This is a genomic window from Hydrotalea sp. (assembly GCA_030054115.1).
Taxonomy (GTDB): Bacteria; Pseudomonadota; Alphaproteobacteria; order JASGCL01; family JASGCL01; genus JASGCL01.
Window position 1 is genome coordinate 1 of the sequence record JASGCL010000011.1, and the last position, 26,659, is coordinate 26,659.

The window sequence follows — 26,659 nt, forward strand, 5'->3', positions numbered from 1 at the left end:
TTGTGGCATCGCTTTGTTCTCCGCCGTTTTTTTAACACCCCACCGTCCGTCATTCCTGAAATCGTTGCGAGCGATATTGCGTTCAGCAATATCGCAAACCATTCGCAACGATTATCGGCCGCGCTCAAGTAACGAAGTGATAGCGCGAATAAATTGCAATCCTTGGCGTCATATTTCATCAAAGTAATAATCTTTTGCCAGCGAAGCTGTCATTTTATCAACCAGCGAGGCGATGTCCGCTGAGAGTGGGCAAAGTTGACGCCAAGGATTGGTTTCCCGATAGCCACCACGCGCTGACGCGCCCCCGCCTAAACGGCGGGCATGTGGTGGCTTCGAGAATGACGGAGAGAGGGGTGAGAGGGGGAGATTTCAAGGATGACGGGGAGAGAGATATTGAGCGGTGAAGCGAAAAAAAACACCAAAAAACGCCTCCAAAACCACTTGACAAAGCCGTGGAAATAGCTTGACAAATCCCATAAAATCCCATAAAATACCAAAATATGGCAATGATGGGGGATTCTGTTTTTATCCCCCGCAATTGCGCCATAAGGGTATTTTATGATGGCTGTTTTTACTGGAACCTATCCCTTGAAACTTGACCTGAAGGGTCGAGTCTCCTTGCCGTCCGCTTTTCGCACCCATTTGCCGGAAAATCGTTTTTTTCTTTTTCCATCGCCCAGCCATGATGCGCTGGAGGCCTGCCCCATCAATTTCATGGAAAAATTACAAACCGCGGTCATGGCGCAAACCAATTTGTTTTCAAAGGAAGAAGACGACATGGCCTGGCTGTTCGCCGAAAGCCGCGACATCGCCATCGACGATACCGGCCGGTTTATTTTGCCCGGTGAATTTTTATCCCACGCCGCCATTTCATTGGGTGATACAATATTTTTTGTCGGCCATGGCACAAGGTTTTTTATTTGGCATGAATCGAAATTGAATGATTTTAAGAAAAAACGCACCCCGCCGAAAAACCTAAAGCTCGTGCTCTAACCCGCCCACAATTAACAAAATTAAAAAATGACAACCAACCACATTCCAGTTTTATGTAACGAGGTCATCGATATGCTAGCCCTAAAAATTAACCAAGCGAACGGCATTTACATCGACGCAACCTTTGGCGCCGGCGGCATGGCGCGGGCGATATTGGAACAGCGGCCGCAAAAACTCATCGCCCTGGACCGCGACCCCAGCGTCAACCAAATGGCGAAGATATTGCAAGATAATCACTCAAATTTTGAATTTATGAATAGCAATTTTGGCAAGATGGACGATTTATTAAAAAACTATCACGGCATGGTCGACGGCGTGGTCTTCGACCTCGGGGTTAGCTCGATGCAATTGGATAATGCGGCACGCGGTTTTTCCTTCATGCAGGATGCACCGCTCGATATGCGGATGAATCAAAATGGCACCGATGCAACCGCCGCCGATATCATCAACCAATCGAGCGAGGCCGCCCTGGCCGATATTTTTTACCGCTACGGCGAGGAAAAAAAATCGCGCTGGTTGGCAAAAAAAATTGTCGCGGCGCGTGCCGAACAACCCATCACCACCACCGCGCAATTAAGCAAATTGGTGGTCGACACGATTGGTAAGCATGGCAAGCATCACCCGGCAACCCGCCTGTTCCAGGCGTTGCGCATTGCGGTGAATAACGAATTGGGCGAGGTTGTAGCTGGTTTATTGGCGGCCGAAAAATTATTAAAAATTGGCGGCCGCATGGTGGTGATTTCGTTCCATTCGTTGGAGGATAAAATTGTCAAAGATTTTTTTAAACAACGCGCCGTGAAACCGGCAAATCCATCGCGCCATGTGCCAATGGTCATGCCGGTTGCTGGCGGCGCAAGCGCGGCGCAAACCACCCAAACCACCGATGAGCCAAACCCAGCCAAGCCACATAACCTGACCTTTAAACTTCTAACCAAAAAACCCATCACCGCCAGCGGACAGGAATTGGCGCAAAACCCGCGAAGCCGTTCGGCCAAATTGCGCGCCGTGATAAAAATTGCGGCGAACAATTCACCACAACCGCTGGCCGCTTAATAACATCAAAATTTACGAAAGAAAAAACCATGACCCTTAAAAAATTACTTATCATTATTATTTACAGCTTCTCCTTTGTTGCGGTGTGGTGGACGCCGACCTACATCGGTTATTACCTAAGCCAGGCCAACCGCACCGCCAAGCAATTGCGCCACGATGTGCTGGCCCTGCGCGAAGAAAACAGCCGTTTGGAGATTGCCTACAGCGACCTTTCCAGTCCCTCGTCGGTCGCGACCCTGACCGCAAAATTTTTGCCCGACATGCGGCCAACCCACGAAGCGCAATTTGTCAGCCGCCAATGGTTTTTTGATAACCGCCTGGTTTACAACCCCGATGACAATCGGCGCGCGCTGGATAACATCGATAATGGCCAATTAACGAACGACAGCGATAAGACCCTGCAACAATAAGCAAGCATGCCGCGCGCCAAAACCCTGCCCCGTTCGATGCCGCTTATCGATTTTCTGGATGAAAAACAGCTGTTCGATACGCGCCACCTGCCGCACGATTTTAAGGCGACGCATGACCCCAAACAAATTTATTTGCGGAAAATAAAAGGGCGGATGATTATTGCGGTGGCGGTTTTGTCATTGATATTTACCGTGCCGTGTTATCGATTGGTGCATTTGGCGATGGACGGCGCGATTAACAAAAAATTTATGATAGCGCCGGACGCATATAATATTGTGCCGCGCGGTAAGATTTATGACCGCAAAGGTTTTTTATTGGCCGGCAATTTGCCGACATTGTCGCTGGTCGCCAGCCCGCGTAATATTCTAAAACCCAACGACACGGCGCAAAAATTAAGCCAATTGTTGCCTTACCTGCAAAAAAGCGATTTGCTAAAACAATTCCAAGATAAAAATGGCAGTAAAATTATTCTCGCTGAAAACCTTGACCCGGCCCTGAAGCAATCTATTTTGGCCTTGGGCGAGCCAGGGTTAGAAATCGGTAATGGCAACAAACGTTTTTACCCGAGCAGTCGTAGCGGCGCGGTGACGGTGGGGTTTGTTAATCGCAACAACCTGGGGGTTTCTGGCCTGGAACGTTTTTTTAACAAACAATTATCTGCCGGCCATGATGTTAATATCTCGATTGACAGCCGCGTGCAAAATTACCTTGATAACGAATTGGCCAAGGCGAAGACGGCGCATAATGCATCGGCCGCCGGTGGGGTGGTGCTGGATATGCAAACCGGGGAGGTTTTGGGACTATCCTCCCTCCCCGGGTTTGACCCCAACAATCGCGCCAAGCTTGATATCAACGATACCTTCAACATGGTCACCGGCGGCAGTTACGAATTGGGGTCGGTCATGAAAATTGTCACCATGGCCGGATGGTTGGACCAGCAACAGGTTAACCAGAACAGCAAGGGCGATGAACCATGGCGCAAAAGATTGTGGGATGTTACCCGGCCGCTGGATATCGATGGTTACACCATCAACGACCTGCACCCCATCAAGCGATCGATTACCAGCGACGAGGTTTTTATCTATTCATCGAACATTGGGGCGGCATTGCTGACGGGTGATGTTTTGCAAAATAATAAAATGGCGCAACGTAATTTTTTGCAATCGTTGCATTTGCTATCAAAAATGAATTTTGAACTGCCCGACCATGAGATGGCGCGGCCGATGGTGCCAAAAACATGGGGCAAGATAGAAAGCGAAACCATAAGTTTTGGCCATGGGATTTCCCTGCCGCCGTTGCAATTTGCCGCCGCGGTGGCGGCATTGGTGGGCGACGGCGTGTGGCGCGCCCCGACGTTGCAAATCAAGCAACCCGATGCAAGCAATGCCGCCAGCCAAAATCAATCGCTCAATCAAGGGAACATGTTCGGCACCTTGTGGGGTAAATTCCGTGGCTTGTTGCCAGAAAAATGGCAAGCCGCTTTCAACTGGCCATCACCGACCGACAATGTGGCCGACCCAAATAAAAAAAATAATAGCGAGGTTGTCAGTGCCGCCACCCGCGCCGAATTGCGGCGGTTGCTTCGCCTGAATGTGCTGGTGGGTTCGGGGCAACGTATCAATGGCACGGCGGCGGTCGGGTATGAGGTCGGCGGTAAAACCGGCACCGCGGAAAAAATCATCAATGGGCAATATAGCCGCGATAAAAACTTGACCAGCTTTATTTCGATATTCCCGACGCAGAAACCGCGTTACCTGGTTTTTCTGTTGCTGGATAACACCAGCAAGGGTTATTTGGCGAGCGAGACATTGGTGCCGGCCAGCGGGCGATTGATTGGTGCCATCGCGCCATTGTTGGCGGTCGCGCCCAGCCGCGCCGCCGAACAACGCAACGACCAGGCGTTGGAAAAAATCAGTCATTTTGCGCCGCTGGATGGCGCCTATAACGGCGGTGATGACGGGGTTGTTGTTGACACAAATAATATTAAAACCGAAATGATAAAATCGCAATAAAGCCAGACAAAAAATTGCTAAACAGACGTTAAATAATTGGGGCAACATGCTATAGCAATACAAGCCCCGATAATTTTTTTATTATTTTATGATAGTTTTTTTCGTTGCATGACCGAACTTGCCCCAAAATCGATAGAACAATTGGCCGCGTCCCACGCCGGCATAACCGCCGATAGCCGGCGGGTGGCGGGTGGCTGGTTATTTGTCGCCCTGCCGCCGAGTTTTAGCGGCGGCCAAGATGGCCGCGATTATATCGGGGCGGCGATTGAAAATGGCGCAACGGCGATTTTGACCGACGATGGTGCGGTGGCAAAAAAAATCAGCGGCGATAAAAATATTGCCATCATCACCAGCGATAACCCGCGCCGCGATTTAAGCCTGCTACTATCGGCACGCGCCGGTGCCATGCCGCGCAACATTGCCCTAGTTACTGGCACCAATGGCAAAAGCAGTATTGTCCAAATGGCGCGCGAATTATGGGCGCGTGGCAATTTATCGGCGGCGTCGATTGGCACGCTGGGCATTGTGCGCGAGGGCGCGGCGGCGAAATCCACCACCACCTTATCACACACCACGCCCGACCCGGAATGGCTTTACCCCGCCCTGGCGGCATTGCACCGCGATAAGGTAGACCATGTGGCGATGGAGGCATCGTCCCACGGCCTGCACCAGTATCGGTTGGATGGTATTATCGGCCAGGTGGTGGCCGGCGCAATGGCCGAATTAAGCCAAGACCATTTGGATTATCACCAAACATTGGACCATTATTACCAAAGCAAATTGCGGTTGTTTACCGACATATTGTCAATTGGTGGCCGCGCCATTTTTTGGCAACATTGCGCGGTGGCGGAAAAAATTTCGGCAATTTGCGACCAACGGCAATTGACAAAAATAATGATGAGCCGCAAGAAAAATTCCGCCGCAACATTATTCCTATCCCGCGTGACGCCAACCGACAATGCGGGCCAGGTTATGGATTTTCAATTCATGGGAAAAAATTACCAGGCGAGAATCCCCCTGACCGGTCATTTCCAGGCGGAAAATGCCCTGACCGCCTTGATGATGGTGATGAAGGATAACAGCGCGGGTGAATTGCAAAAATACCTGCCGCATCTTGCCACTTTATCGCCGATACGCGGGCGGATAGAAAAAATTGCCGAACATCGCGGTGCGCATTTTTTTGTTGATTACGCCCACACCGACGCGGCCCTGGCCACGGCGTTGCAAACCTTGCGACCTTTTACCAAGAGAAACCTTATCGTGGTGTTTGGTTGCGGCGGCAACCGCGACGCCACCAAAAGGCCAAAAATGGGCAGGGTCGCCAATGAACTGGCCGATAAAATTATTGTTACCGATGACAACCCGAGGGGCGAGGTGGCAAGTAAAATTCGCGCCGCGATTTTGGCGGCCTGCGAAAATGGTATAGAGGCCGAAAACCGCCGCCAAGCCATTGCGATGGCGGTGGCGATGGCCGATAAGGGCGATGTGGTGTTGGTCGCGGGTAAGGGCCACGAAACCGGCCAAATTATTGGCGATAAAACATTACCATTTGATGATGCTGAGGTGATAAGGGAGGAAATAAAAAATGACAGAAAATAATATTATTTGGAGCCGGGAACAATTGGCGGAGGGTTTGGGGCATGATTTGGGCGATTGGGTGCGCGACCCCGTCGGCATCTCCAGCGACATCACCGGCGCGACCGGTTTTGTCATTGATAGTCGACAAATTAACGGCGGGGAAATTTTCTTGCCATTGGTCGGCAAAAACCAAGACGGCCATGATTATATCGAACAGGTGATAAAAAATGGCGCGGCCGGCAGTTTGTGCCTGCGCGACCGCGTGAAAAATTATTCGCCCGACATACAAAAAAAACTCATCGCCAGCGATGATGTGATGGCGGATATTAAAAAACTCGCCCATTCTCGGCGCAAGGAAATACATAAAAACCGTGGCAAGGTGTTGGCCATAACCGGCTCGGTGGGGAAAACATCGGTCAAGGAAATGGTGGCGCATGTGTTGGAAAAATCCGGCAAAAAATATTACAAATCGCCGGCCAACCAAAACAACACCCTGGGGGTGCCGCTGTGCTTGCTGAATTCACCGGCCGACATCAAGGCCGGGGTTTACGAATGCGGCATGAACCACGCCGGCGAATTGCGCGAAATTGGCGAAACATTGTGCCCCGACATTGTTATCATCACCAACATTCGCGAAAACCACATTGGTTATTTGGGCAGTTTGCGCGGCATCGCCAAAGCCAAGGGCGAATTGTTGGAGCACATGATGGACGATAACCCATTTGACCCCCCAGTGGCAATTTTGGAAAAAACATCTGGCCAATATGATTTTTTTAATTTGCTGTCGGGTGAGTTTAAAAACCGCCACCCACATGGCGAAGTGATTTCAGTGGGGGAGGGGGATTTTTGCGACGTGCGTTTAAAATCAGCCCGCGCCGAAGTATCTGCTGATGCCGAATATAATTTTAATATCTCAGCACAATTCAAATTCTTTGCTCGCGAATTAAACTATTATTTAAAAACGCATGGCAAACATCAAGCGTTAAATAGTTTGTTTGCTTTGGCCGGGCTTCGTTATTTGTGGATAGATGAAGATGCCGCCGTGGTGCAACATGCGCAACAATTATCAACCTATGGCGCGCCAAGCGGGCGCGGCAATAGCGAGTTATTAAAAATAGGCAATAAAAGAATAGTGCTGATAGACGAATCCTATAACGCCGCACCGGCATCGATGAAGGCGGCATTACAAAATCTTGTTAATTATGTTGAGCCAGCTTTAGGGTCGTCAAAAAAGGCTAGAAAAATTGCCATCCTCGGCGATATGAAAGAATTGGGGGATAAGGAATTAGAATATCATAAAGAGATAGTCGATATAGCCCAGCGTTCAGGTGCCTACTATCTCATCTTCGTTGGCCACTTGATGAAGCAAGCTTGGGAGCATTTTTTATTACATGGTAGCGCAGGGACTGTAGTTTCGCCGCCGCGTACAGAAGACCCGGGACGGGGGATGGCCTTTGACAACGTCGATGAAGCCATCGCAGAATTGAATAAAATTATTGTTAGATATGATATTATCATGGTCAAGGCGTCTAAGGCCATGGGGCTTGTAAAAATTGTCAAACACCTGCAAAACAAGGCCAATGAAAACCAACCATAAAATATTTTATCGTCTTATTTATTAACCCAGCCAACCCCAACCATCATGTTTTATTATTTTCTACTACCGCTCGATTCCTACGTCGGTTTCTTAAACGTTTTTCGCTACATCAGCTTTCGCGCCCTGATGGCAATGCTCACCGCCTTTTTATTTTCGCTGGCTTTTTACCCGTGGTTTATGCGTTGGCTTCGCGCGCAACAACGCGGCCAAACCAACATCCGCGCCGACGTGCCGCTCAACCATTTAAAAAAATCCGGCACGCCGACCATGGGCGGGTTGATGATTATTGTCGCCACGCTTTTTTCATTATTTTGTTGGGGCAATGGCGGCGATATTATTTTGTGGGGCGCGGTGGTGGTGTTCATCGGTTTCGGCCTTATCGGCATGGTCGATGATTTGCAAAAAGTCACCAAACAAACCAAAAAAGCCGGCAAAATGCTGGCCAACGGCGGCCTGCCCGGGTGGGTGCGGTTGTTGCTCGGCGGGGGGATTTCGGTGTTGGGGTATTTTTTTATTCGCTACGCGTCCGAAGATACCAACCTCAGCACGACCCTTTATTTTCCATTTTTTAAAGACCTCAGTATTAATTTTGGCTGGGGGTTTTTGTTGGTCATGGCGGTGGTGGTGGTCGGGTCGGCCAATGCGGTTAATTTAACCGACGGGCTCGACGGGTTGGCCATCGGCCCAATATTGATAGTAACCGCGGTGTTTGGTTTTATCAGCTATTTGGTGGGCAACAGCATCTACGCCGATTATTTACAAATCCACCATGTGGACGACAGCGGCGAATTGGCGGTGTTATGCGCCGCCATCATCGGTGCCGGCCTGGGGTTTTTATGGTTCAACGCGCCACCGGCAATGATTTTCATGGGCGATACCGGCTCGCTCGCCCTGGGTGGCGTCATGGGTTATATCGCGGTGGCAACCAAACACGAAATTGTGTTGGCGATTGCCGGCATGTTGTTCGTGGTCGAGGCCATGTCGGTGATGTTACAAGTTGGTTATTTTAAATATAGCAAAATGAAATATAAGGCCGGGCGCAGAATTTTCCTCATGGCGCCGCTCCACCACCATTATGAAAAAAAGGGCCTGGCCGAAACCCACATCGTGATAAGGTTTTGGATAGTGGCCGGCATCTGTGCCCTTATCGCCCTCAGCACGTTAAAATTACGTTAAAGAATGGGAGCCTGCAATGTTGCTTCCTTCTTATCAAAAAAATAAGAAAAAAATCTACGTCGTTGGTTTGGGGGTTACCGGCCTGGCCGCGGTGAAAACCCTGGTGGCATCGGGGGCCGATGTTGTGGCGTTTGACGACGACGAAAAAAATCGCGCCACGGCTGAAAGCAACGGCATTACCATCCTTTCCCCCGCCGATTGGGGCAAGGGCGACAATATCGATATGTTATTATTATCGCCCGGCATTGTCGCCAACGATTCAAAGCTAAAAAAATCCCACCCGGCGGCGGTGCGGGCGCGGCAATTGGGGGTGGCGATTCGCGTCGATGTTGATTTGTTATTTGACGAATTGGGCGGCGATGGTGATGATGATGAACAGGACGATAACAAGCGCGATTTTGTTTTTATCACCGGCACCAATGGCAAATCCACCACCACCAAATTAACCGCGCATTTATTAACGGCCAACCGGCGGTCGGCCACCATGGGCGGCAACATCGGCCTGGCGGCATTGTCCTTGCCGGTTTTGCCAAACAACGCGGCCGGGCGGGGTGTTTATGTGCTGGAGCTCAGCTCCTACCAAATCGAACGAATGGCCGACCCCGTGCCACAGGTCGCGGTGTTATTGAATTTATCTTTTGACCATTTGGAACGGCACGACACGATGGAACATTACCTGGCGATTAAAACAAAAATTTTTGGCACGGCGCAGGCAAAGCAACCAAAATTATCGGTGATTGGCATCGACGACGAATTTTGTCGCGGCTTTTATGAAAAAAACAAAAATAATTTGCGGCTGATTCCCATCTCTGGCCTTACCTTGCCATCGGGCGGGGTTGGCGTGGTTGATAATAATTTGGTCGACAACCGCGATGGCACAAAAAAAACCATTGCCGGCTTGCCCCTGCACCCGGCACTGCCCGGGCCGCATAATGCGCAAAACCTGGCGGCGGCTTACCTGGTGGCCGATTATTACGGCATGGCGGTTAAGGATTTTGTCGCTGGCGTTGCAACCTTCGTCCCCCTGGCGCATCGCCAAGAATTGGTGGCACAATTTGGTGATGTTGCCTACATCAACGACAGCAAGGCCACCAATGTCGATGCCGCGTTGATGTCCCTGCGCAGTTTTAAAAATATAAGGTGGCTGGCCGGCGGCGAATTAAAATCCGGCGATAGGTTTCATGACCTGTTGCTGGCCGCCGATAATATCGCCCGTGGGTATTTTTTTGGCGCCGGCGCAAAACAATTGCAACAGGCGGTGATGGCAAAAATCGACGGCGCGGTGTTTGACAATTTGGCCGACGCCTTGGCGGCGGCGCATCAAGATGCAAAACAGGGTGAGGTTGTTTTGCTGTCGCCGGTTGGTGCCAGTTTTGACCAATATAAAAATTTTGAAGAACGTGGCAATGATTTTAAAACCCGTGTTTTGGCTTTAAAAAACCTCCCTTAATCCTGCTGGCTGTTATAGACAAATATAAAGATAATAGATGGATCGTTTGCTTTTTACCCGCGCCGACAAAAGCCCGCTGGCCAGGTGGTGGTGGTCGGTCGATATTGTTACACTGGTGTTGGTGTTTTGCCTAATGGCGGTTGGCTTGCTGGCGGTATCCTCCAGCATGGCCAACCCGACGACGCCATCATCGGTTTTTATCAAGCATGTCATTTTTGTTGCCCTGGGCATGGTGACGATGGTTGGCACAAGTTTCCTGTCGCCGCGCCAAGTAAAGGCACTTTCGGGTTTGATATTTTTTATCGCCATCATGCTGATGATATTGATATTGGTCAGGGGCGGGCAAGAGACCAAGGGCGCAAAGCGATGGTTTCCTTTATTCGGCCTTGCCCTGCAACCATCAGAATTTATTAAGCCGGCGTTGGCGGTGCTGTTTGCCAATTTTTTTGTCCTCGCCAAGCGTGAAAAACAATATTTTTTTTATGGCTTGGGGTTGTTGATATTGCTGTTGGTTATCGGCTTGTTGTTGTTGCAACCCGATGTCGGCATGACGGCGTTGGTTGGCTTGACCTTCCTCAGTATTATGTTTTTGGCCGGCACGCGATTGCGTTTTATATTGCCGTTGCTGTTGGGCATGGCGTTGGTGGGCATCGCGGCCTATTATATTTTTCCCCATGTTCAGGAACGTATATTACACACCAACGACTACCAGATAAAAAAATCGATGGCGGCCTTCACCAGCGGTGGGTTTCTTGGCACTGGCCTCGGCACCGGCGTGGTGAAATTAACCCTGCCCGATGTTCACACCGATTTTATTTTTGCATTGTTGGGGGAGGAGCTAGGCCTCATCCCCACCTTGGGGCTTTTGGGGGTTTATGTGGTGATTATTTTAAAAAGCTTTAAGCGGCTTTATGAAAGCAAAAATGATTTTAGAATAATCGCCGGCGGCGGGTTGATTTGTCAATTTGGTTTTGCGATATTGATAAACCTGTTCAGCGTGCTGGGGCTGGGCCCGACCAAGGGCTTGACCCTGCCGTTTATTTCCTACGGCGGCTCGGCGATGTTATCGGCCGCCATCACCATGGGCTTTTTATTGGCATTGACGAGGCAGAAAAATGACGCGTAATAATTCTTACAAAATATTTTTGGTGTCGGGCGGCACCGGCGGGCATAGTTTCCCCGCCCTGTCGCTGGCGACATTGTTATTGGCCACTGGCCACCAACCGTCGGTGGTCAGCGAACAACGCGGCATCGATTATTTTCATAAACATTTTCGCGGGCATAAATTATCTTGCCCGACCTATTGCCTGCCATTGCGTAGCCCGCAGGGCGGTGTTGTCAAAAAATTATTGGCCGGCGCGTCGTTGCTGTGGGCGGTTTTGCCGGCCATCAAATTGTTGCGGCGCGAACGGCCGGCGGTGGTGGTCGGGTTTGGCGGTTACATGATGGTGCCGATGTTTTTGGCGGCGCGGTTGCTTGGCCTGCGCCATGTTTTTTTGGAACAGAATGCGGTTATCGGTCGCGCCAATCGGTTGTTTAAATCCTCGGCCAGCGCGATAGCCATCGGCTTGCCGCAATGCCGTGGGCTTAACGCTGTTGAAAGAAAAAAAACAAGCTTCGTCGGCACACCCATCAAGGATGTTTTTTTAAAAACCAAAGCTGTTAAAAATAATAATAATGGCGCGTTAAGAATTTTTGTCACCGGCGGGTCGCAGGGGGCGCAGGTTTTTGCCGATATTGTGCCACGGGCGATGGCGCGACTGTTGCAAGAATTACCCGACAATACCGGCAACATGGCAAAAAAAATAACCATCCGCCAACAGGCCAAGGCGGCGCAGGTTGCCGCCCTGGCGGCGCGGTATGACGCAATGGCTGTGAAAAACACCATCAAGGATTTTTTTGACGATGTGCCACAACAATTGTCACGCGCCGATATTTTCATCGGCCGCGCCGGCGCGTCGACCCTGGCCGAAATTGCGGCCATGGGCAATGCCGCCATCTTGATTCCTTTCCCCTTTGCCACCGACAACCACCAATATTACAATGCAAAATTATTGGCGGCTGGCGCGGCATGCCGATTGTTGGTGGAAAAGAAAAACAAAACGGCGGAGGACAGCGAAACATTGGTGCGTGAATTGGCGGCCGCATTGCGCGACCTGATGCTAAACCCCGCCGCACGCCAGTCATTATCGCGCAACATAAAATCCTTCGCCAAAAAAAACGCTGGCGTTGAATTGATGAAATTGGTTATAGCAACCATCGAACACCGCAAAAAATAACTATATTTTATTACGACCATGCCCGCCCAAAAATCATCCGACATTACGACGCGCCCGTTAGGGACAATTTATTTTGTCGGCATCGGCGGCATCGGCATGTCGGCCATCGCCGAGGTAATGTATGATTTGGGTTACAAGGTCGCGGGGTCGGATTCGGGCGAAAACGCCAATGTTTTGCGCTTGAAGAAAAAAGGCATCGTTATTCACCTCGGCCATGATGCAAAAAATATCATCGCCAGCAACGACAGCAATAATGGCAATGGCATCGACACCATGGTGGTCAGCACCGCCATCAAAAAAGACAACCCCGAATATGTCCAGGCCCAAGCCCTGAATATTCCGATAGTGCATCGCGCCGATATGCTGGCGACCTTGATGCGCTTGAAAAAATCGGTGGCGGTTTCGGGCACCCACGGCAAGACCACCACCACGTCGTTGATTGCCCATATTTTTATCACCGCCGGTTTGGACCCGGTGGTCATCAGCGGCGGCATCATCAACAATTATCAATCGAACGCCAAATTGGGGCAGGGGGATTGGTTGATTGCCGAGGCCGATGAATCAGATGGTTCGTTTTTATTATTGCCGGCGTCGGTCGCGGTGGTGACCAATATTGACCCGGAGCATCTTGACCATTATGGCGATTTCGCCACGGTCAAAACCGCCTTTTACGATTTCATGCGGCGTGTGCCGGTTGATGGTTTTGCCGTCGCCTGCCTTGACCATCCGGTGGTGGCCGAATTGGTAAAAAAAATAAAAGAGCGAAAAATTATCAGCTACGGGCTGGCACCCGGCGCGGCGGCGCGGCTTGAAAATATCCGGTTCGATAATCGCGGCGCGTTGTTCGATTTGTGGCTTAATAAAAAATGCGAAACGGCGATTCGCCTGCCGCTGTTTGGCAACCATAATGTCAGCAACGCCGCCGCCGCCATTACCGTGGCGCGGGCGGTGGGCATCGACTGGCGCGATATTCGCGCCGCGTTGGAATCCTTTCAGGGGGTGAAACGTCGCTTCACCCTGACCGGCGTGGTGCAGGGCAAGGACAAAAAAAATATCTCGGTGATTGACGATTACGCCCACCACCCGGCGGAGATTGAGGCCGTGCTCTCCGCGGCGCGGTTCGCGCTTGAGGGCGCGGGTCATGCGGGCCGTTTGGTGGTGGTGGTGGAACCGCACCGCTATACCCGCCTGCGCGACCTGTTCGATGATTTTTGTGCATCGCTGTTGAAAACCGACTTGCTGTTCGTGGCCGATGTTTACCGCGCCGGCGAACAACCGATAGACGGGGCGACGGGTGATAGCCTGCTCGCCGCGATAAAAAAATCCGGCCACCCCTATGCCGAAAAAATGTCATCGCCGCAGGGTTTGGCAAAACAATTGGCCGCCGTGGTGCAACCAAACGATATGATATTATGCTTGGGGGCGGGCGATGTTTCCAAATGGGCCAATGCACTGCCCGCCGAATTGGAAAAATTATTATAAAAAAATGGTCGCGCAAAAATTATCATCATTGTTACATGAATTAGGCGCAGAGCTTGGCGAAAAATTATTGTTCGATGAGCCATTGGCGCGGCACAGCTGGTTTGGGGTTGGCGGCAAGGCCGATATTTTTTTTACGCCGCATGATATTGCCCAATTGCAATATTTTTTAAAAAACCTGCCGCGCGATATACCAATCACGACCATCGGTGGCGCGTCTAATTTATTGGTGCGCGATAATGGCGTGCGTGGCGCGGTGATAAAACTGGGCAAGGGATTTAACAGCATGACTCATCATAATGGCATGATAACCGCCGGCGCGGCGGTGCGCGATGCCACCCTGGCGCAATTTGCGTTGCAGGAACATGTTGCCGGTTTTGAATTTTACATCGGCATTCCGGGCACCGTCGGCGGCGCGGTGATTATGAACGCTGGTTGCTTTGGTTCGGAAACCAAGGATATATTGCACCACGCCGATTTTATAAATCGCGCGGGCGACATCATCACCTTACAAAACAGCGACCTACAATTTTCTTATCGCCACGCCGCCGTGCCGACCGATTTTATTTGCATCAATGCTTATTTTACCGCCATGACGGGCGACGAAAATGCTATTCGCGAAAAGATGCTTAAGTTGAAGGAAGAAAAAGCAAAAAATCAGCCCCTGCGCGGTCGCACCGGCGGGTCGACATTTAAAAACCCACTGCCGCACCATGCGTGGGAATTAATCGACGCCGTGGGGTTGCGCGGCCACCGCCTGGGCGGCGCGGTGTTCAGCGAAAAACATTGCAATTTTTTGCTAAATGATAATAATGCAACGGCGCGTGATATCGAAACCCTGGGGGATTTGGCGGTGCAAAAGGTTAGGCAAAAATTCAACATCGATTTGCAATGGGAAATAAAAAAAATTGGCGAGGCTTAAAAACATGAATCAAAATACCAACCAACAATTTAAAAAAGTTGCCGTGCTTTACGGCGGGCCATCGGCCGAGCGCGATGTGTCGCTGGTCTCCGGCGCGGCGGTGGGCGACGCCTTACGTTCCTTGGGCTACAATGTTATGATGCTCGACCCAAAAGATATAAGCGATAATGGCCTGGCGCAATTCAAAACCGCGCTTAAAAATTTTGCGCCCGATGTTTGTTTTAACGCCCTGCATGGTCGATTTGGCGAGGACGGCGGCGTGCAAGAAATCTTGGAGCAATTAAAAATTCGCTACACCCATTCGGGGCCGGCGGCGTCGCGCCTCGCCATGGACAAGGTCAAAACATTAAATAGTTTTTCGGCCCATGATTTGCCGATTGCGCGGCACGAGGTTTTTAACCAAGCCGCCATCAGGCAACAACCAACCCCCAGCATCGCGCGGCCGTTGGTGATAAAGCCGGTGACCGAGGGGTCATCGGTCGGGCTTTATATTATCAAGGCCGGCGATGAATTCCCCGACCTGTCCACTTGGAATTTTGGCGACGCATTGGTCGAGGAATATATCCCAGGCCTCGAACTAACCAGCGCGGTGTTGGAAATCGATGGCGTGGCAACCGCCCTTGGGGTAACCGAATTGCAACCCAACCGTGGCGTTTACGATTACCAGGCCAAATACCAAACCGGCGAAACCACCCATGTCTGCCCGGCCAACATCGACCAAAAAATTTACCAGCAATGTTTGGCATTTGCCTTGCGCGCGCACCAGGTGATTGGCGCGAAGGGGGTCAGCCGAACCGACTTCCGCTACGACCCGCATAACAACCGCTTGGCCTTGCTTGAAATTAACACGCAACCCGGCATGACCAATTTGTCGCTGGTGCCGGAGCAAGCAATATACAAAGGCATTTCCTTCGCGCAATTGGTCGATTATATTTTGGCGGCGGCCGGTCGTGCAGAATAAAATATTATAGTTAGCGATGGATAGTTTTTTAGATATTTATAATCGGATAGCGCGGCTGGTGATTATTATTACATTGCTGGGCATGATGGGGTTTTTGTATTTTTTTTTCTACCCGCCGCTTAACCCCGCCAGTCGATTATATTTCATCACGCCGCGAATTGAGGCCGTGGCGATAAAAATGGGCTTCGTGCTTCGTGCCACCGCGGTCAGCGAAACCACCTTCACCCCGTCATCAGATATTATTGATAAGGTTTTGACGGCGCATCAGGTGGCGATTGCCGAACCCCTGCCGCTGATTCCGGCGCGCGCCATTAAATTAGCGTTGGAACAATTGCCGATGATAGAATCGGCCACCGTGGTGATTCATTACCCCAGCCGCGAATTACGCATCAATTTTGTTGAACGGGTGCCGGTCGCCCTCCTGGCCGCGACGCGGCAAATTATCACGCGCGACGGGCGGTTGTTGCCGCAACCCACCGTCGGCGATTTGCCCGACAATATCATGCTGTTGGATTACCGCCCGGCCGATGACATGATGGTGCAACATTTCATCGCGCTATATAACCAATTGCAATCCTACAGCCTACTCCTTGATTTGGTGCACCAGGCACAATATGTCGGTGGGCGGCGGTGGCGGTTGTGGTTGACGCGCCCCTTAGGCAATGGTTACCTGCAGGTCGATATGCCAGAGGACATAACCCCAGCGGTGATGGAGCGCTTGAGCAAATTGGTGTTAGGTGATAAAATCCTAAACTTGAAAATCGAGAAGCTTGATTTGCGGCTTGAAAACCAAACGATAGTGCGGCTATTGTCACCGGATAAGTAGAAAAATACCAGCGGACAACAACTAAAAAATATTTCTAATGGATAAAAAAAATCGCCTACAACGTCCGACCAATGCCCTGAAGAGCGGTTGGGAAGATTTTTCAAAAAGTTTTGATAACGAGCCATTTGCGGTGCTGAGCCTGGGGAGCGAAACGATTCGCATCGCGATATTTTGCCGCGATAAAAACAATCGACCATTATTGATGGGGTTTGGCACCGCGCCATCGCTGGGTATTAAAAATGGTTTTATCGTCGACCTGCGGGCTTGCCGCGACCGCGCCCTGGCCGCCCTCAGCCAGGCCGAACAAAACGCCGAGCATCATTTGAAAAAAATCACCGTGTTGTTTTCCGGCCCCAGCCCGGCGGTGGTGATGAAAAAATATAACCTGACCCTTAATGGTTCTGCGGTAACGCGGCGGCATCTGCTCGCCCTGAACCAAAAATTTTGGTCGCCAAAAATGGTGGGGGATTATCACCTGCTTTACCCCATTCCGTTTGATTACCGGTTGGATAACTCGCCCGCGCTGAAAAACCCGCTTGGCTTGGTCGGGCAAAAACTTTCCCTAACCATGGCAATGATTTACGAGGAACGCCACGCCCTAGAAAATATCGATGGGCTTTTGCAAAAAATTAACCTGCGGCCATCGTGGTTGCTTGATGAGGCCATGGCGTCAGCCCTCGGCATGACCGCGGTTGACGAACAGGAAATGGGGGCATTAAGCCTGCATATCGGTGCCGAAACCACCAACATCGCGGTGATTAAAAACTTCTGCCCGATATTTCTTTACCGCCTGCCGATTGGTGGGCGGGCATTGACCCTGGCCCTGGCCAAAAATTTGGGGCTTGATGTAAAAACCGCCGAGGCAGTGAAGCGGTCATTCGGCGATATCACGGGGCAAAATGGGCAATTATCATTTGCCACAACCAATCCGCTCCTGCCAAAAATCGATGAAGCGGCGGCCATGGCGGTGGTAACGGCCTATCTGTCAAACCTTATCAACCAGGTAACCGGTGTGTTGGAAAAATATAACATCAATTACCGGCAATTGGCGGTGTTATCTTTAAGCGGTGGCGGCACCAAGCTAAAAGGCCTAGACCAATTGTTAAGGGAAAAATTGAATCGGCGGGTGCGCACCACGCCTGCCAACCCCCTGTCCAATTTGCCGCGCCATGCCGATGGCACAGAATTTGCAGGAATGGTGGGGGCCGCATTATTCATTATAAAAAAACAACTTAACCAACAACAAATGCCCAAACCATCTTTATTGCGAAATTTGGTTGCTTGGGCAAGAAAAAACTATGGCTAGAGATAAAATAACTTGGCAGGGCAAGCGAACAGGCGTAAAATAATATCATGAGCTTTAATCCAAACATCGTTGTCTTTGGGGTTGGCGGCGCGGGGTGCAACGCGGTCAACAACATGGTCGAAAAAAAATTGCAGGGCGTGCAATTTGTCGCGGCCAACACCGACATGCAATCGCTTATCCATTCAAACGCCGATGTAAAAATTCAATTGGGCACCACCTTGACGCAAGGGTTGGGCGCGGGCGGCAACCCGGAAATCGGGCGAGAGGCGGCACGCGAAAACATCGTCGAAATTAAGGAAACATTAAAAAATTGCAACATGCTGTTTATCACCGCTGGCATGGGCGGCGGCACCGGCACCGGCGCGGCACCATTGGTGGCGAAAATCGCCAAAGAACTGGGCGTGCTGACCATCGGGGTTATTACCAAACCATTTTCGTTTGAGGGGCGAAAGAAAATGGACATCGCGCTTGATGGCATCCGCGCCATGAAGGACCAGGTCGGCACATTGATAATCGTGCCCAACCAAAATTTAATGTCGCTGGCCAATGAAAAAACCACCAACCGCGAGGCCTTCATGCTCGCCGACCAGGTGCTTTACAATGGCGTGGCCGGCATCAGCGATGTTATCGTGCGCCCCGGCCATATCAATTTGGATTTAGCCGATTTGCGCGGTGTGATGAGCGAGATGGGTCGCGCCGTGCTCGGCACGGGCGAGGCCACGGGCAAGGACCGCGCCACGGTTGCCGCGCAACGCGCCATTCAAAACCCATTGCTGGAAAACACCGACATCGCCGGCGCGAAGCAATTGCTTATCAATATATCGGGCGGTGAAGATTTAACCTTGTTTGAAACGGAAAAATCCATCGCCATTATTGCGGCGGCGGCGGGCGAGCATTGCAATATCCATATCGGCAGTTCGACCGACCCGGCCCTGAACGGCAAAATCCGCGTCTCGTTGGTGGCAACGGGTATCAAGGGCGAGGGGGCCGGCGTCGCCAGCCATTTGTTAAAATCATTGCAGGGCGCCACCGGTTTCCAAGGTAGCGACCGCGCCGGCGAGCATCTGGCGGCAATTAAAAACACCGCCCTTAATCCCCTTAATCCATTACGCCCGCAATATGATGAGGAAGGCGAAGAGGCAATGGATGAATCGGAAGAACCCTATCGCCAACCAAATGGCTTGATGGGCGGGATGGTCCATAAAACGAGCGATGAAATGAGCGATGAAGCCAGCAATGTAGACATTGATGGCATGGACGATATCGCCAATGTCGCCGATGCCGCGCCGGCCACCGCGACGCGTGATAATAATAGTGGCCGACCGGTGTTTAATAACCCGTTTGCTAAGGGGTCGCCGATTCCTGGCGACAGCGATGACGCGGCAGACAATGTGGAAGACAGGCTTGAATATAAGCCAACTTTGCGTGATGCAACCGGCGATGAAGCAACCGACAGCATTGCCGATGAAATGGCCGAGTTTGATAATTTTTCGCAAGCCATCAGCAAAAAAGAAATCCATAAGGAAGAAACAGAAGATAACGCCGCATGGCACGATGCCGCTGACTCGGCGCGTTACCGGAGCAACGTCGCCGACCTGCAAGACGAGCAAGATGATGCTATCGACAATCGCCGCACAGCCCATGGCAATGACGGCAAAGAATCCGGCGGTAAAAAAACCGGCCTGTTCAAAAAAATATTCAGCGCGTTTTTTGGCGATAAAGATGGCCAGGACGATGACGATGGTGATGGCCCATACCCCGAGGTTGTCGACCTGCGCGGCGACATGGCAAGAAGCGCCACGGCGGAGGATGACAAACCACGCGGCGCCATGGCAAGAGGCGCCACGGGGGACAATGAAGCGCAACATGGCAAATCGCGCCTGAAACACCGCCTGACCCGCAAAAAACAACGGGTGGAGGAAGAAATAACCTATGACCTTTTTTCGATGCCCGGCATCGAGTTGAAGAAGAAATAACCCCTGACCTTTTTTCGATGCCCGGCATCGAATAGCCACTGGTAAATACCATTGCGCCATGTTATAAAAAGAGATGATATTAAAGAGCACCGCATTTTTATTATTTTTGCTGTTGTTGTTTTTTGGCATGTTTCACACCGCCAGCCAGACCTATCGCCTGTTTAAAAAAAGGGAAGAAATCAGGGCATTGCAGGCCGAGGCACAACAATGGCAGGAAAAAAATAAAATCCTGGGCGGCAAGGTAAAATCGCTGGATGGCAACAACCCAAACAAAGATTTGTTAGAAGAATTGGCGCGCGAAAAATTGGGCTATAATTACCCCAACGAACGTCGCCTTAAAGAATAAATGGCAGAATAAAAGAATAAACAACCGACGATTTTTTTGTAAAATCAACGCCGGTTATTATAGAGGGCTTAGAGTATTTTTTGAAATATCAGGCGCAATACCCATAATTTAATAACGCCGATAATAATAAAAATAATAATCGCCGCCCACACCGGTAATAACAACCATGGCACAATAACATTGTCCCAAATAATATTAAGGTGTAAATAACGTTCCATAACAACCTGGAAAAGATTCAGGCTGGAAACCGAGGCATTAAACCAGGCCTGGCCCATGCGGTCGGTCCAATCGCTGGTGGCCAAAAAATAAATCGAAAAGAAGCTATAAAAGGCAATGATCGCCGTTGAAAGCGCACGATAAAGGTAAAGGAAAAATAAATAAGCCATGGCCAACCATAAAGGGTTTGAAGGGAAAAGTCAAGATTGCTAGCCCCCCCTGCCGATGGGTGAGATAGGCACTTGCGGCTGGTCGCCACGCGCCATTCATGGGCTTGCAATTGCCCCCGCCCCTAATCAAATGGATTTTTTTTGACACGCATCGTCCAGCGGAACGGCACGCCGGCGAAATCGAATTCGTCCTTCAGGCTGTTTTCCAAATAGCGCAAATAATTTTCATTCATCAAATCCTTGCGGGTTAGAAATATCACAAAATGCGGCGGCCGTGATTTTACATTGATGATGAAATTAATTTTGGCGCGCAAACCGCGACGGCTGGGCGGTGGGTTTTTTTCCATCGCACGGCGTAGCCAGCGATTCAAACTGGCGGTGTCGATACGTTTGCCCCAGCGTGTGTGTAATTGTTTAATCGCCAGCAACAGCTGGTAAATCCCCTTGCCGTCCAGCGCGTTCAACGGCATGATGGGTAAATCCTTAACCCGTGGCAACAGATACGAAACCTGCCGTTCAATTTCGGCGCGGGCGCGTTTTTTGTTTTCGACCAAATCCCATTTGTTCAGCACCAGGCAAAATGGCCGCCCCTCCTGGATAACCAATTTTATAATCGCCATGTCCTGTTGTTCCAATGGCGCGGTGGCGTCAATCATTAAAATCGCGACATGGGCAAACCGCAGGGCGGTCAGGGCAAGGTCGACCGATTGTTTTTCAACGGCTTCGGTAATTTTGGCACGCCGGCGAATACCGGCGGTGTCGATGACTTGAAAATCAACCGGCTGGTTATTAATGACGCGCGTAAAATCGTGATAGGTCGCGTCGCGCGTGGTGCCGGCCAGGTCGCCGGTTAAAACCACTTCCTCGCCGATTAACCGATTGGTCAGGGTCGATTTGCCAACATTGGGCCGACCGAGGATAACCAATTTGATGGTCGATTGCCGGTCGTTGCGAATTTGTGACGCGCTTCGTTGTTTGGTTGGTTTGGTTTTTTCTTTTTCAGGTGGGGTTTTGGCCGCCTTATTGATGGCGTCATCGATATCATCATAATCCTTACCCCATTCGCCGGCTTCCTCATCCATTTGGTCATCGGCCTGGTCGTCTTGGTCTTGGTCATCGGCAAAGGCTTCCTCGGGCAAAATTTTTATCAAGCAATCGTAAAGTTCCATCATGCCGATGCCGTGGCTGGCCGACATCACCACCGGTTCGACCGCCACACCATTGACGCGGTTGATGGGGTATTTCGCCAGCAGGTCGGCAACCTCGCCCCGCGCGTTTAACAGCTTGTTGCTATTTTCCCCCTTGTTAATTACGACAATGCAATTGTAGGCGGGTTGTGCGCCTTGACGTTGTTGCTTCAGGATGAATTCGGCCAATTGCCAATCAAGTTGATTCAGCGGCACCAAGCCATCGACCATAAAAATAAGCAGGTTACTGCGGGTTATTAAGCCGTAAAGCAATTGCCGCGCCTTCTCATCCATCGCGTCTTTAATCGGTTGAAAACCCACCGTGTCGGCCACCATGAATCGCGCGTTTAATACTTGGGCGGAACGAACCTCGATATCGCGGGTCAGGCCTGGCATGTCGGCGGTTAGGCGGTTTTTGCGCTCATAACTTTTTACCACCAATCGGTTGAATAACGTCGATTTGCCAACATTGGCACGACCGATAAGGCTGATGAGGAATTGTTGATGGATGGGCTTTATCATAAGCCGCTCTATCATTTTTTAGGGCTTATGGCAAAAACCATTATAATGCTGGCCGACAAAATAAACCCGCTGAGCAACGAATACATGACAAACAATTGCACCAACCTCGGCGGCAGGGGCGATGGTGCCATATCCATCGGCAATAACATCCCCACCACCAATGACGGCAGGGTTAGCAATAATATCGATAATGCTAAGCGCAATGGCCGTGCCAGTCGGTCAATAAAAAAACCGGTGTGTAATAACAACCCAACCCCGGACGACAGCACCAACCCCAGCCATACAAATTGCCGGGACAATAGCTCATGGTGCTCATGATGCTCGCCCATGCCCGGTAACGTGGCCGGCAAAGAAATCGCCGGAATAAAAAACACCGCCAACCAAAAACAAACAACCCAAGGGAAAGCATTTTTTAAGGTGATGCGCAAATCAAGCATATAAAGGATGGCAAATAACCATAAGGACAAACTGACCGCGCTGGCCAGGTTGGCAACCATGGTGCCCGAAAACCGCGCCATCGCCAATAAATTTGGCGCGGTGCTGAGTTGTTGTTCCAACTGCTCGCCCATGGCGATAAGCGGCAGGGTAAGGAAAACCGATGTCATGGTGCTCACCGCCCCCGCCACCAGCCCGGCCAGCAATGCTCGCCAAACGCCGGATAAAAAATTTACCGGCATTTACAATATAATTATTAATGGCATGGAAAATTCAAACCATGGCGCGTGTCATGGGCCGCGTTATGCAGATTCGGTTGCGCCGAAAAAGCCGTCAGCCACAGGCCGCCACTCGCTAAGAACATCATGGCCAGGCCGAGTAAAAAACGGCTGGTCGCTGGCGACAATAGCTTGGCGTGGATATTGGTTCGGGTTTTCGCCGCGCCACCATGTTGCGCGGTGATGATAGATAATTTATTCATTTTTCACTCCTTCGGAAAAATAGTTTTTTTTTAAAAACAACCCTCTCAAACCCATGGCAATAAACCACAAGGCAGAAATTGTTGCTACCACGGATGGCAGGTTTCCTGACTCTGGCACGGGTGCAATTATTTATAATAAATTCTTGCGCTATAAAAAAAACCTTCCCAATTGCTCAGTGGTTTTTCCTACGTTGCGTTGTTAATAAAAACAACAACAACCCCAGGCCTACAGTTGCGAAGGACAGTTGAGATTACCAAACGCCAATCATGGCTAATTCGATTCCCATTCCCTATTAAGCCCCATTTGCCAAACGATTGTGGCAAACAGGCACCAGCTATAGTAACCCAACATTAACCGATTCAAACCGAGATGGCAAGGCTTCAATAAGCTTTCACAACGACTTGGCGATATTTTTTGGTAACGCCATAAATAGAGCAGATGACAATGAAAAAAAAAGATGATAGAGCAGGGGGCAGGGGGCGAAGAAAGCCTCCCCCAATTTACAGCCCATAAACCATATTTTAAAAAACATGCCTAAAGCCAAATCACCGAATGCCAATGTTATTGGCGAATCGATAAGCGGTCCCTATGATTATTTTCGCCTGCTAAAACCGCGCGTCATGTCGTTGGTGGTTTTTTCGGCGATGGTCGGGTTGGCAATGGGCAAGGCAATGATTTATCATATCGGGCAAGCATCGGGGCAAGTTTTACCCATGCCGATGAGCGCGGCGCAACAGGTGCTGGCAATTATTTTTATCGCCATGGGGGCGGGGTCGGCCGGCGCGTTGAACATGTGGGTCGACCGCGATGTCGACAGCAAAATGCTCCGCACCATGAAACGGCCATTGCCGCAGGGCATTATCACCCCCGACAATGCCTTGGCCTTTGGCCTGGTGATGGCCTTGTTCTCGGTGTTGCTGTTGGCCTTCACCACCAATTATATTGCCGGCGGGTTGTTGGCCTTCACGATATTTTATTACGTGGTGGTATACAGCATGCTGTTAAAAAAACGCCATGTTTATAACGTGGTGATTGGCGGCGTGGCCGGTGCCCTGCCACCGGTGATTGGCTTCGTCGCGGTCTTGCCAGTTTTTTATTGGCAGGCCTGGTTGCTGTTCCTCGTGATATTTTTTTGGACGCCGCCCCATTCCTGGGCATTGGCAATTTTTCGCGGCCAAGATTACCAGCGCGCCAAGATTAAAATGCTCCCCGCCGTGATGGGTTATAAAAACACCGCTTGGCAAATGGTCGGCTATTCGTTTTTGTTGTTATTGTCGGTGCTGTTGTTTTTTGTCAGCGGCCTGACCAATCAATTGTTTAATTATTTTCTGTTGATACTAACCGTGGCGTTTTTTGCCCTGTCGTTAAAATTTTTATTGCTATGGCGTGACAAAAAAAATCTTATGATTGAGGCAAAGAAATTTTTCTACTACTCGATATTCTATTTATTTATTTTTCTGTTGGCGTTGCTGATAGATATATGGTAATGGTTAAGCCAATGAAATCTTCACGGAAATCTTCACCAATTATTAAAAAGGACGCTGTGTTGTCGGCGCAAAAACGCTTGTCGCAGAAAAATATCACGGTGGCAATAATGGTGGTGTTGTTGGTTGTGTTGTTTTTTTTCATCACCTACACGCGGTTAAAAATGGGCGTAAATTTATTGGCCAAATAATGATGCGTCGCCTGTTGCTTTCGCAATAAATAAGAATATAAAAATGTTAAAAAAAATCTTCAGCAAAAATAAAAATATCGCCATTGCCTTGGTGGCGATTGTCATCGGGTTGGTGGGCGGCAGTTTCGCCTCCGCGCCATTATATCGTTTGTTTTGCCAAGTAACCGGTTTTGCCGGCACGCCGCAAAATGCCAGCCAAAATGGCAATGCGCTGGTGGCGGGTAATAATACCAGCATCACGCCGGAGGTGATAAAAAACTTTCACCCCCTCACCATTTTTTTCGACAAAACAATCGATACCAATATGCCGATTAAGGTTACCATCCAAACGCCGCGGGTTGATGTCGCTGTCAACCAAATCAAAAGAGTCGTCTACCGCGTTGAAAACCTGACCGACAAGCCACTGAACTTTACCAGCACCTATAACGCGACCCCCGATAAATACGCCCGTCAAATTATCAAGACTGAATGTTTTTGTTTTGTAAAACAATTGTTACAACCGGGTGAGAAAAAAGATTTGAGTGTGGTGTTTTTTATCAGCCCAGAAATCATCAATGCCGAAGGGGCCGAGAAAATTCGCGAACTCACCATCGGCTACCATTTTTTCCAAGATCGTAGTTGATGAAGCGCGCGGCAAAAAAAAATTGACGCGGCGCGTAAAATTTTTGGCTTGATTCTTATTTGATAAATTGTTAGAAGTCGCGCCATCATGGCAAGCAAAAAAGCAAATCACGATTATCACTTGGTTGACCCAAGTCCATGGCCGTTGCTCGGTTCCTTTTCGGGCTTTGTCTTGGCCTTTGGTTTTCTTTGCTTTCTCCACCCCGATATTTTTGGCGTTAAGGTCAGCAACGACAACCAATTTTTTGTTATTATTTACAGCGCGGTAACCCTCTGCCCGGGGTTTGCGCTGTTGCTGGCGACATTTTATTATTGGTGGCGCGATGTTATTAAGGAAGGGAAACTTGGTTTCCACAGCGCGGTGGTGGAAAAGGGGCTACGTCTTGGCATGGCTTTATTCATCGCCTCCGAGGTTATGTTTTTCGTGGCGTTCTTCTGGGCGTTTTTTTACAGCAGTTTGTTTGTCGACGATGTGAAGAACCTCGCCCGTTACAGCTTCACCGGTGGCACCTGGCCGCCGAAGGGGATTGAGCCGGTTCCAACCTTTGAACTGCCGTTTGTCAACACCATGATATTGTTGCTGTCCGGCACAACCCTTACTTGGGCGCACCATGCGCTGAAGGAAGACAACCGCAAGGATTTGATACGCGGCCTGGGCTACACCATCGGCTTGGGGTTGTTATTTTCCGCTATCCAACTTTATGAATATATCCACGCGCCCTTTTCATTAAAAAGCGGTGCCTATGGCGCGACATTTTTCATGGCGACCGGCTTTCACGGGTTGCATGTTATCATCGGCACGATATTTTTGGCCATCTGCTATTTCCGCTCGAAACGCGGCGATTTTACCCCGACCCACCATTTCGGGTTGGAGGCCGCCGCCTGGTATTGGCACTTCGTCGATGTGGTGTGGCTGTTCCTGTTTGTTTCGATCTATTGGTGGGGCGGCAGTGGCGTCGTCGCCGGCAACTAATTGCGAATTGGCG

General features: G+C 50.3%; 25 protein-coding genes and 1 riboswitch. Of the genes, 21 read left to right on the forward strand and 4 right to left on the reverse strand.

All coding sequences use genetic code 11. From position 1 onward, the window contains the following. The first annotated feature begins 558 nt into the window (after window positions 1-558). From QM529_03405 to QM529_03485, 17 genes are all read left to right on the forward strand, one after another. Entirely contained in the window at window positions 559-993 is a 435-nt protein-coding gene (locus QM529_03405) for a hypothetical protein (protein ID MDI9313709.1), read from the forward strand. 27 nt (window positions 994-1,020) lie between these two features. Continuing rightward, window positions 1,021-2,046, forward strand: coding sequence for a 16S rRNA (cytosine(1402)-N(4))-methyltransferase RsmH (gene rsmH, locus QM529_03410; GenBank protein MDI9313710.1), 1,026 nt, complete (start codon window positions 1,021-1,023; stop codon window positions 2,044-2,046). A 29-nt stretch (window positions 2,047-2,075) separates the two neighbouring features. Then, entirely contained in the window at window positions 2,076-2,456 is a 381-nt protein-coding gene (locus QM529_03415) for a hypothetical protein (GenBank protein ID MDI9313711.1), read from the forward strand. A 6-nt stretch (window positions 2,457-2,462) separates the two neighbouring features. Continuing rightward, window positions 2,463-4,469, forward strand: coding sequence for a penicillin-binding protein 2 (locus QM529_03420; GenBank protein MDI9313712.1), 2,007 nt, complete (start codon window positions 2,463-2,465; stop codon window positions 4,467-4,469). Window positions 4,470-4,577: 108 nt separating this feature from the next. Beyond that, window positions 4,578-6,068, forward strand: a complete 1,491-nt coding sequence (locus QM529_03425; GenBank protein ID MDI9313713.1) for a UDP-N-acetylmuramoyl-L-alanyl-D-glutamate--2,6-diaminopimelate ligase — start codon at window positions 4,578-4,580, stop codon at window positions 6,066-6,068. Further along, window positions 6,055-7,644: a UDP-N-acetylmuramoyl-tripeptide--D-alanyl-D-alanine ligase gene (gene murF, locus QM529_03430; protein ID MDI9313714.1), complete on the forward strand. Its 1,590-nt coding sequence runs from the start codon at window positions 6,055-6,057 to the stop codon at window positions 7,642-7,644. The genes QM529_03425 and murF overlap by 14 nt, the downstream gene beginning before the upstream one ends. A gap of 45 nt (window positions 7,645-7,689) precedes the next feature. Continuing rightward, window positions 7,690-8,820, forward strand: a complete 1,131-nt coding sequence (mraY, locus tag QM529_03435) for a phospho-N-acetylmuramoyl-pentapeptide-transferase (GenBank protein ID MDI9313715.1) — start codon at window positions 7,690-7,692, stop codon at window positions 8,818-8,820. A gap of 16 nt (window positions 8,821-8,836) precedes the next feature. Further along, on the forward strand, window positions 8,837-10,270 hold the full coding sequence (murD, locus tag QM529_03440) for a UDP-N-acetylmuramoyl-L-alanine--D-glutamate ligase (GenBank protein MDI9313716.1): 1,434 nt from the start codon (window positions 8,837-8,839) through the stop codon (window positions 10,268-10,270). 37 nt (window positions 10,271-10,307) lie between these two features. Beyond that, complete coding sequence (locus QM529_03445; protein MDI9313717.1) at window positions 10,308-11,396, forward strand: FtsW/RodA/SpoVE family cell cycle protein; 1,089 nt, start codon at window positions 10,308-10,310, stop codon at window positions 11,394-11,396. After that, window positions 11,386-12,549, forward strand: coding sequence for a glycosyltransferase (locus QM529_03450; protein ID MDI9313718.1), 1,164 nt, complete (start codon window positions 11,386-11,388; stop codon window positions 12,547-12,549). The genes QM529_03445 and QM529_03450 overlap by 11 nt, the downstream gene beginning before the upstream one ends. A gap of 18 nt (window positions 12,550-12,567) precedes the next feature. After that, complete coding sequence (gene murC, locus QM529_03455) at window positions 12,568-14,031, forward strand: UDP-N-acetylmuramate--L-alanine ligase (GenBank protein ID MDI9313719.1); 1,464 nt, start codon at window positions 12,568-12,570, stop codon at window positions 14,029-14,031. Beyond that, the gene (gene murB, locus QM529_03460; protein ID MDI9313720.1) at window positions 13,997-14,950 is read left to right on the forward strand and encodes a UDP-N-acetylmuramate dehydrogenase; all 954 of its coding nucleotides are present in this window, start codon (window positions 13,997-13,999) and stop codon (window positions 14,948-14,950) included. The genes murC and murB overlap by 35 nt, the downstream gene beginning before the upstream one ends. 4 nt (window positions 14,951-14,954) lie before the next feature. After that, window positions 14,955-15,911, forward strand: a complete 957-nt coding sequence (locus QM529_03465; GenBank protein MDI9313721.1) for a D-alanine--D-alanine ligase — start codon at window positions 14,955-14,957, stop codon at window positions 15,909-15,911. 16 nt (window positions 15,912-15,927) lie between these two features. Then, window positions 15,928-16,737, forward strand: coding sequence for an FtsQ-type POTRA domain-containing protein (locus QM529_03470; protein ID MDI9313722.1), 810 nt, complete (start codon window positions 15,928-15,930; stop codon window positions 16,735-16,737). A gap of 37 nt (window positions 16,738-16,774) precedes the next feature. After that, entirely contained in the window at window positions 16,775-18,043 is a 1,269-nt protein-coding gene (locus QM529_03475) for a rod shape-determining protein (GenBank protein MDI9313723.1), read from the forward strand. A 47-nt stretch (window positions 18,044-18,090) separates the two neighbouring features. Beyond that, window positions 18,091-20,019, forward strand: a complete 1,929-nt coding sequence (gene ftsZ, locus QM529_03480) for a cell division protein FtsZ (protein MDI9313724.1) — start codon at window positions 18,091-18,093, stop codon at window positions 20,017-20,019. 73 nt (window positions 20,020-20,092) lie between these two features. Beyond that, entirely contained in the window at window positions 20,093-20,365 is a 273-nt protein-coding gene (locus tag QM529_03485) for a septum formation initiator family protein (GenBank protein MDI9313725.1), read from the forward strand. A 68-nt stretch (window positions 20,366-20,433) separates the two neighbouring features. Here the strand turns inward: QM529_03485 and QM529_03490 are convergent, their stop codons facing one another. From QM529_03490 to QM529_03505, 4 genes are all read right to left on the reverse strand, one after another. Then, on the reverse strand, window positions 20,434-20,751 hold the full coding sequence (locus QM529_03490; protein MDI9313726.1) for a hypothetical protein: 318 nt from the start codon (window positions 20,749-20,751) through the stop codon (window positions 20,434-20,436). Between the two features lie 122 nt (window positions 20,752-20,873). Next, window positions 20,874-22,460: a ribosome biogenesis GTPase Der gene (gene der / locus QM529_03495; GenBank protein ID MDI9313727.1), complete on the reverse strand. Its 1,587-nt coding sequence runs from the start codon at window positions 22,458-22,460 to the stop codon at window positions 20,874-20,876. A gap of 11 nt (window positions 22,461-22,471) precedes the next feature. Beyond that, window positions 22,472-23,137, reverse strand: a complete 666-nt coding sequence (locus QM529_03500; protein ID MDI9313728.1) for a CbtA family protein — start codon at window positions 23,135-23,137, stop codon at window positions 22,472-22,474. A gap of 14 nt (window positions 23,138-23,151) precedes the next feature. Then, window positions 23,152-23,376: a CbtB domain-containing protein gene (locus QM529_03505; GenBank protein ID MDI9313729.1), complete on the reverse strand. Its 225-nt coding sequence runs from the start codon at window positions 23,374-23,376 to the stop codon at window positions 23,152-23,154. 77 nt (window positions 23,377-23,453) lie between these two features. Next, window positions 23,454-23,727: riboswitch (cobalamin riboswitch) on the reverse strand. A gap of 180 nt (window positions 23,728-23,907) precedes the next feature. Here QM529_03505 and cyoE point away from each other — a divergent pair. The 4 genes from cyoE to QM529_03525 all read left to right on the forward strand — a co-directional run bounded on the left by cyoE (window position 23,908) and on the right by QM529_03525 (window position 26,646). Next, a complete protein-coding gene (cyoE, locus tag QM529_03510; GenBank protein ID MDI9313730.1) occupies window positions 23,908-24,864 on the forward strand; it encodes a heme o synthase in 957 nt (318 codons plus the stop codon). Window positions 24,865-24,875: 11 nt separating this feature from the next. Next, complete coding sequence (locus QM529_03515; GenBank protein ID MDI9313731.1) at window positions 24,876-25,052, forward strand: hypothetical protein; 177 nt, start codon at window positions 24,876-24,878, stop codon at window positions 25,050-25,052. Window positions 25,053-25,095: 43 nt separating this feature from the next. Beyond that, window positions 25,096-25,674 carry a cytochrome c oxidase assembly protein gene (locus QM529_03520; GenBank protein MDI9313732.1) on the forward strand — a complete coding sequence of 193 codons (579 nt, stop codon included), beginning with the start codon at window positions 25,096-25,098 and terminating at the stop codon, window positions 25,672-25,674. An 87-nt stretch (window positions 25,675-25,761) separates the two neighbouring features. Then, window positions 25,762-26,646, forward strand: a complete 885-nt coding sequence (locus QM529_03525; protein ID MDI9313733.1) for a cytochrome c oxidase subunit 3 — start codon at window positions 25,762-25,764, stop codon at window positions 26,644-26,646. Window positions 26,647-26,659: the final 13 nt, after the last annotated feature.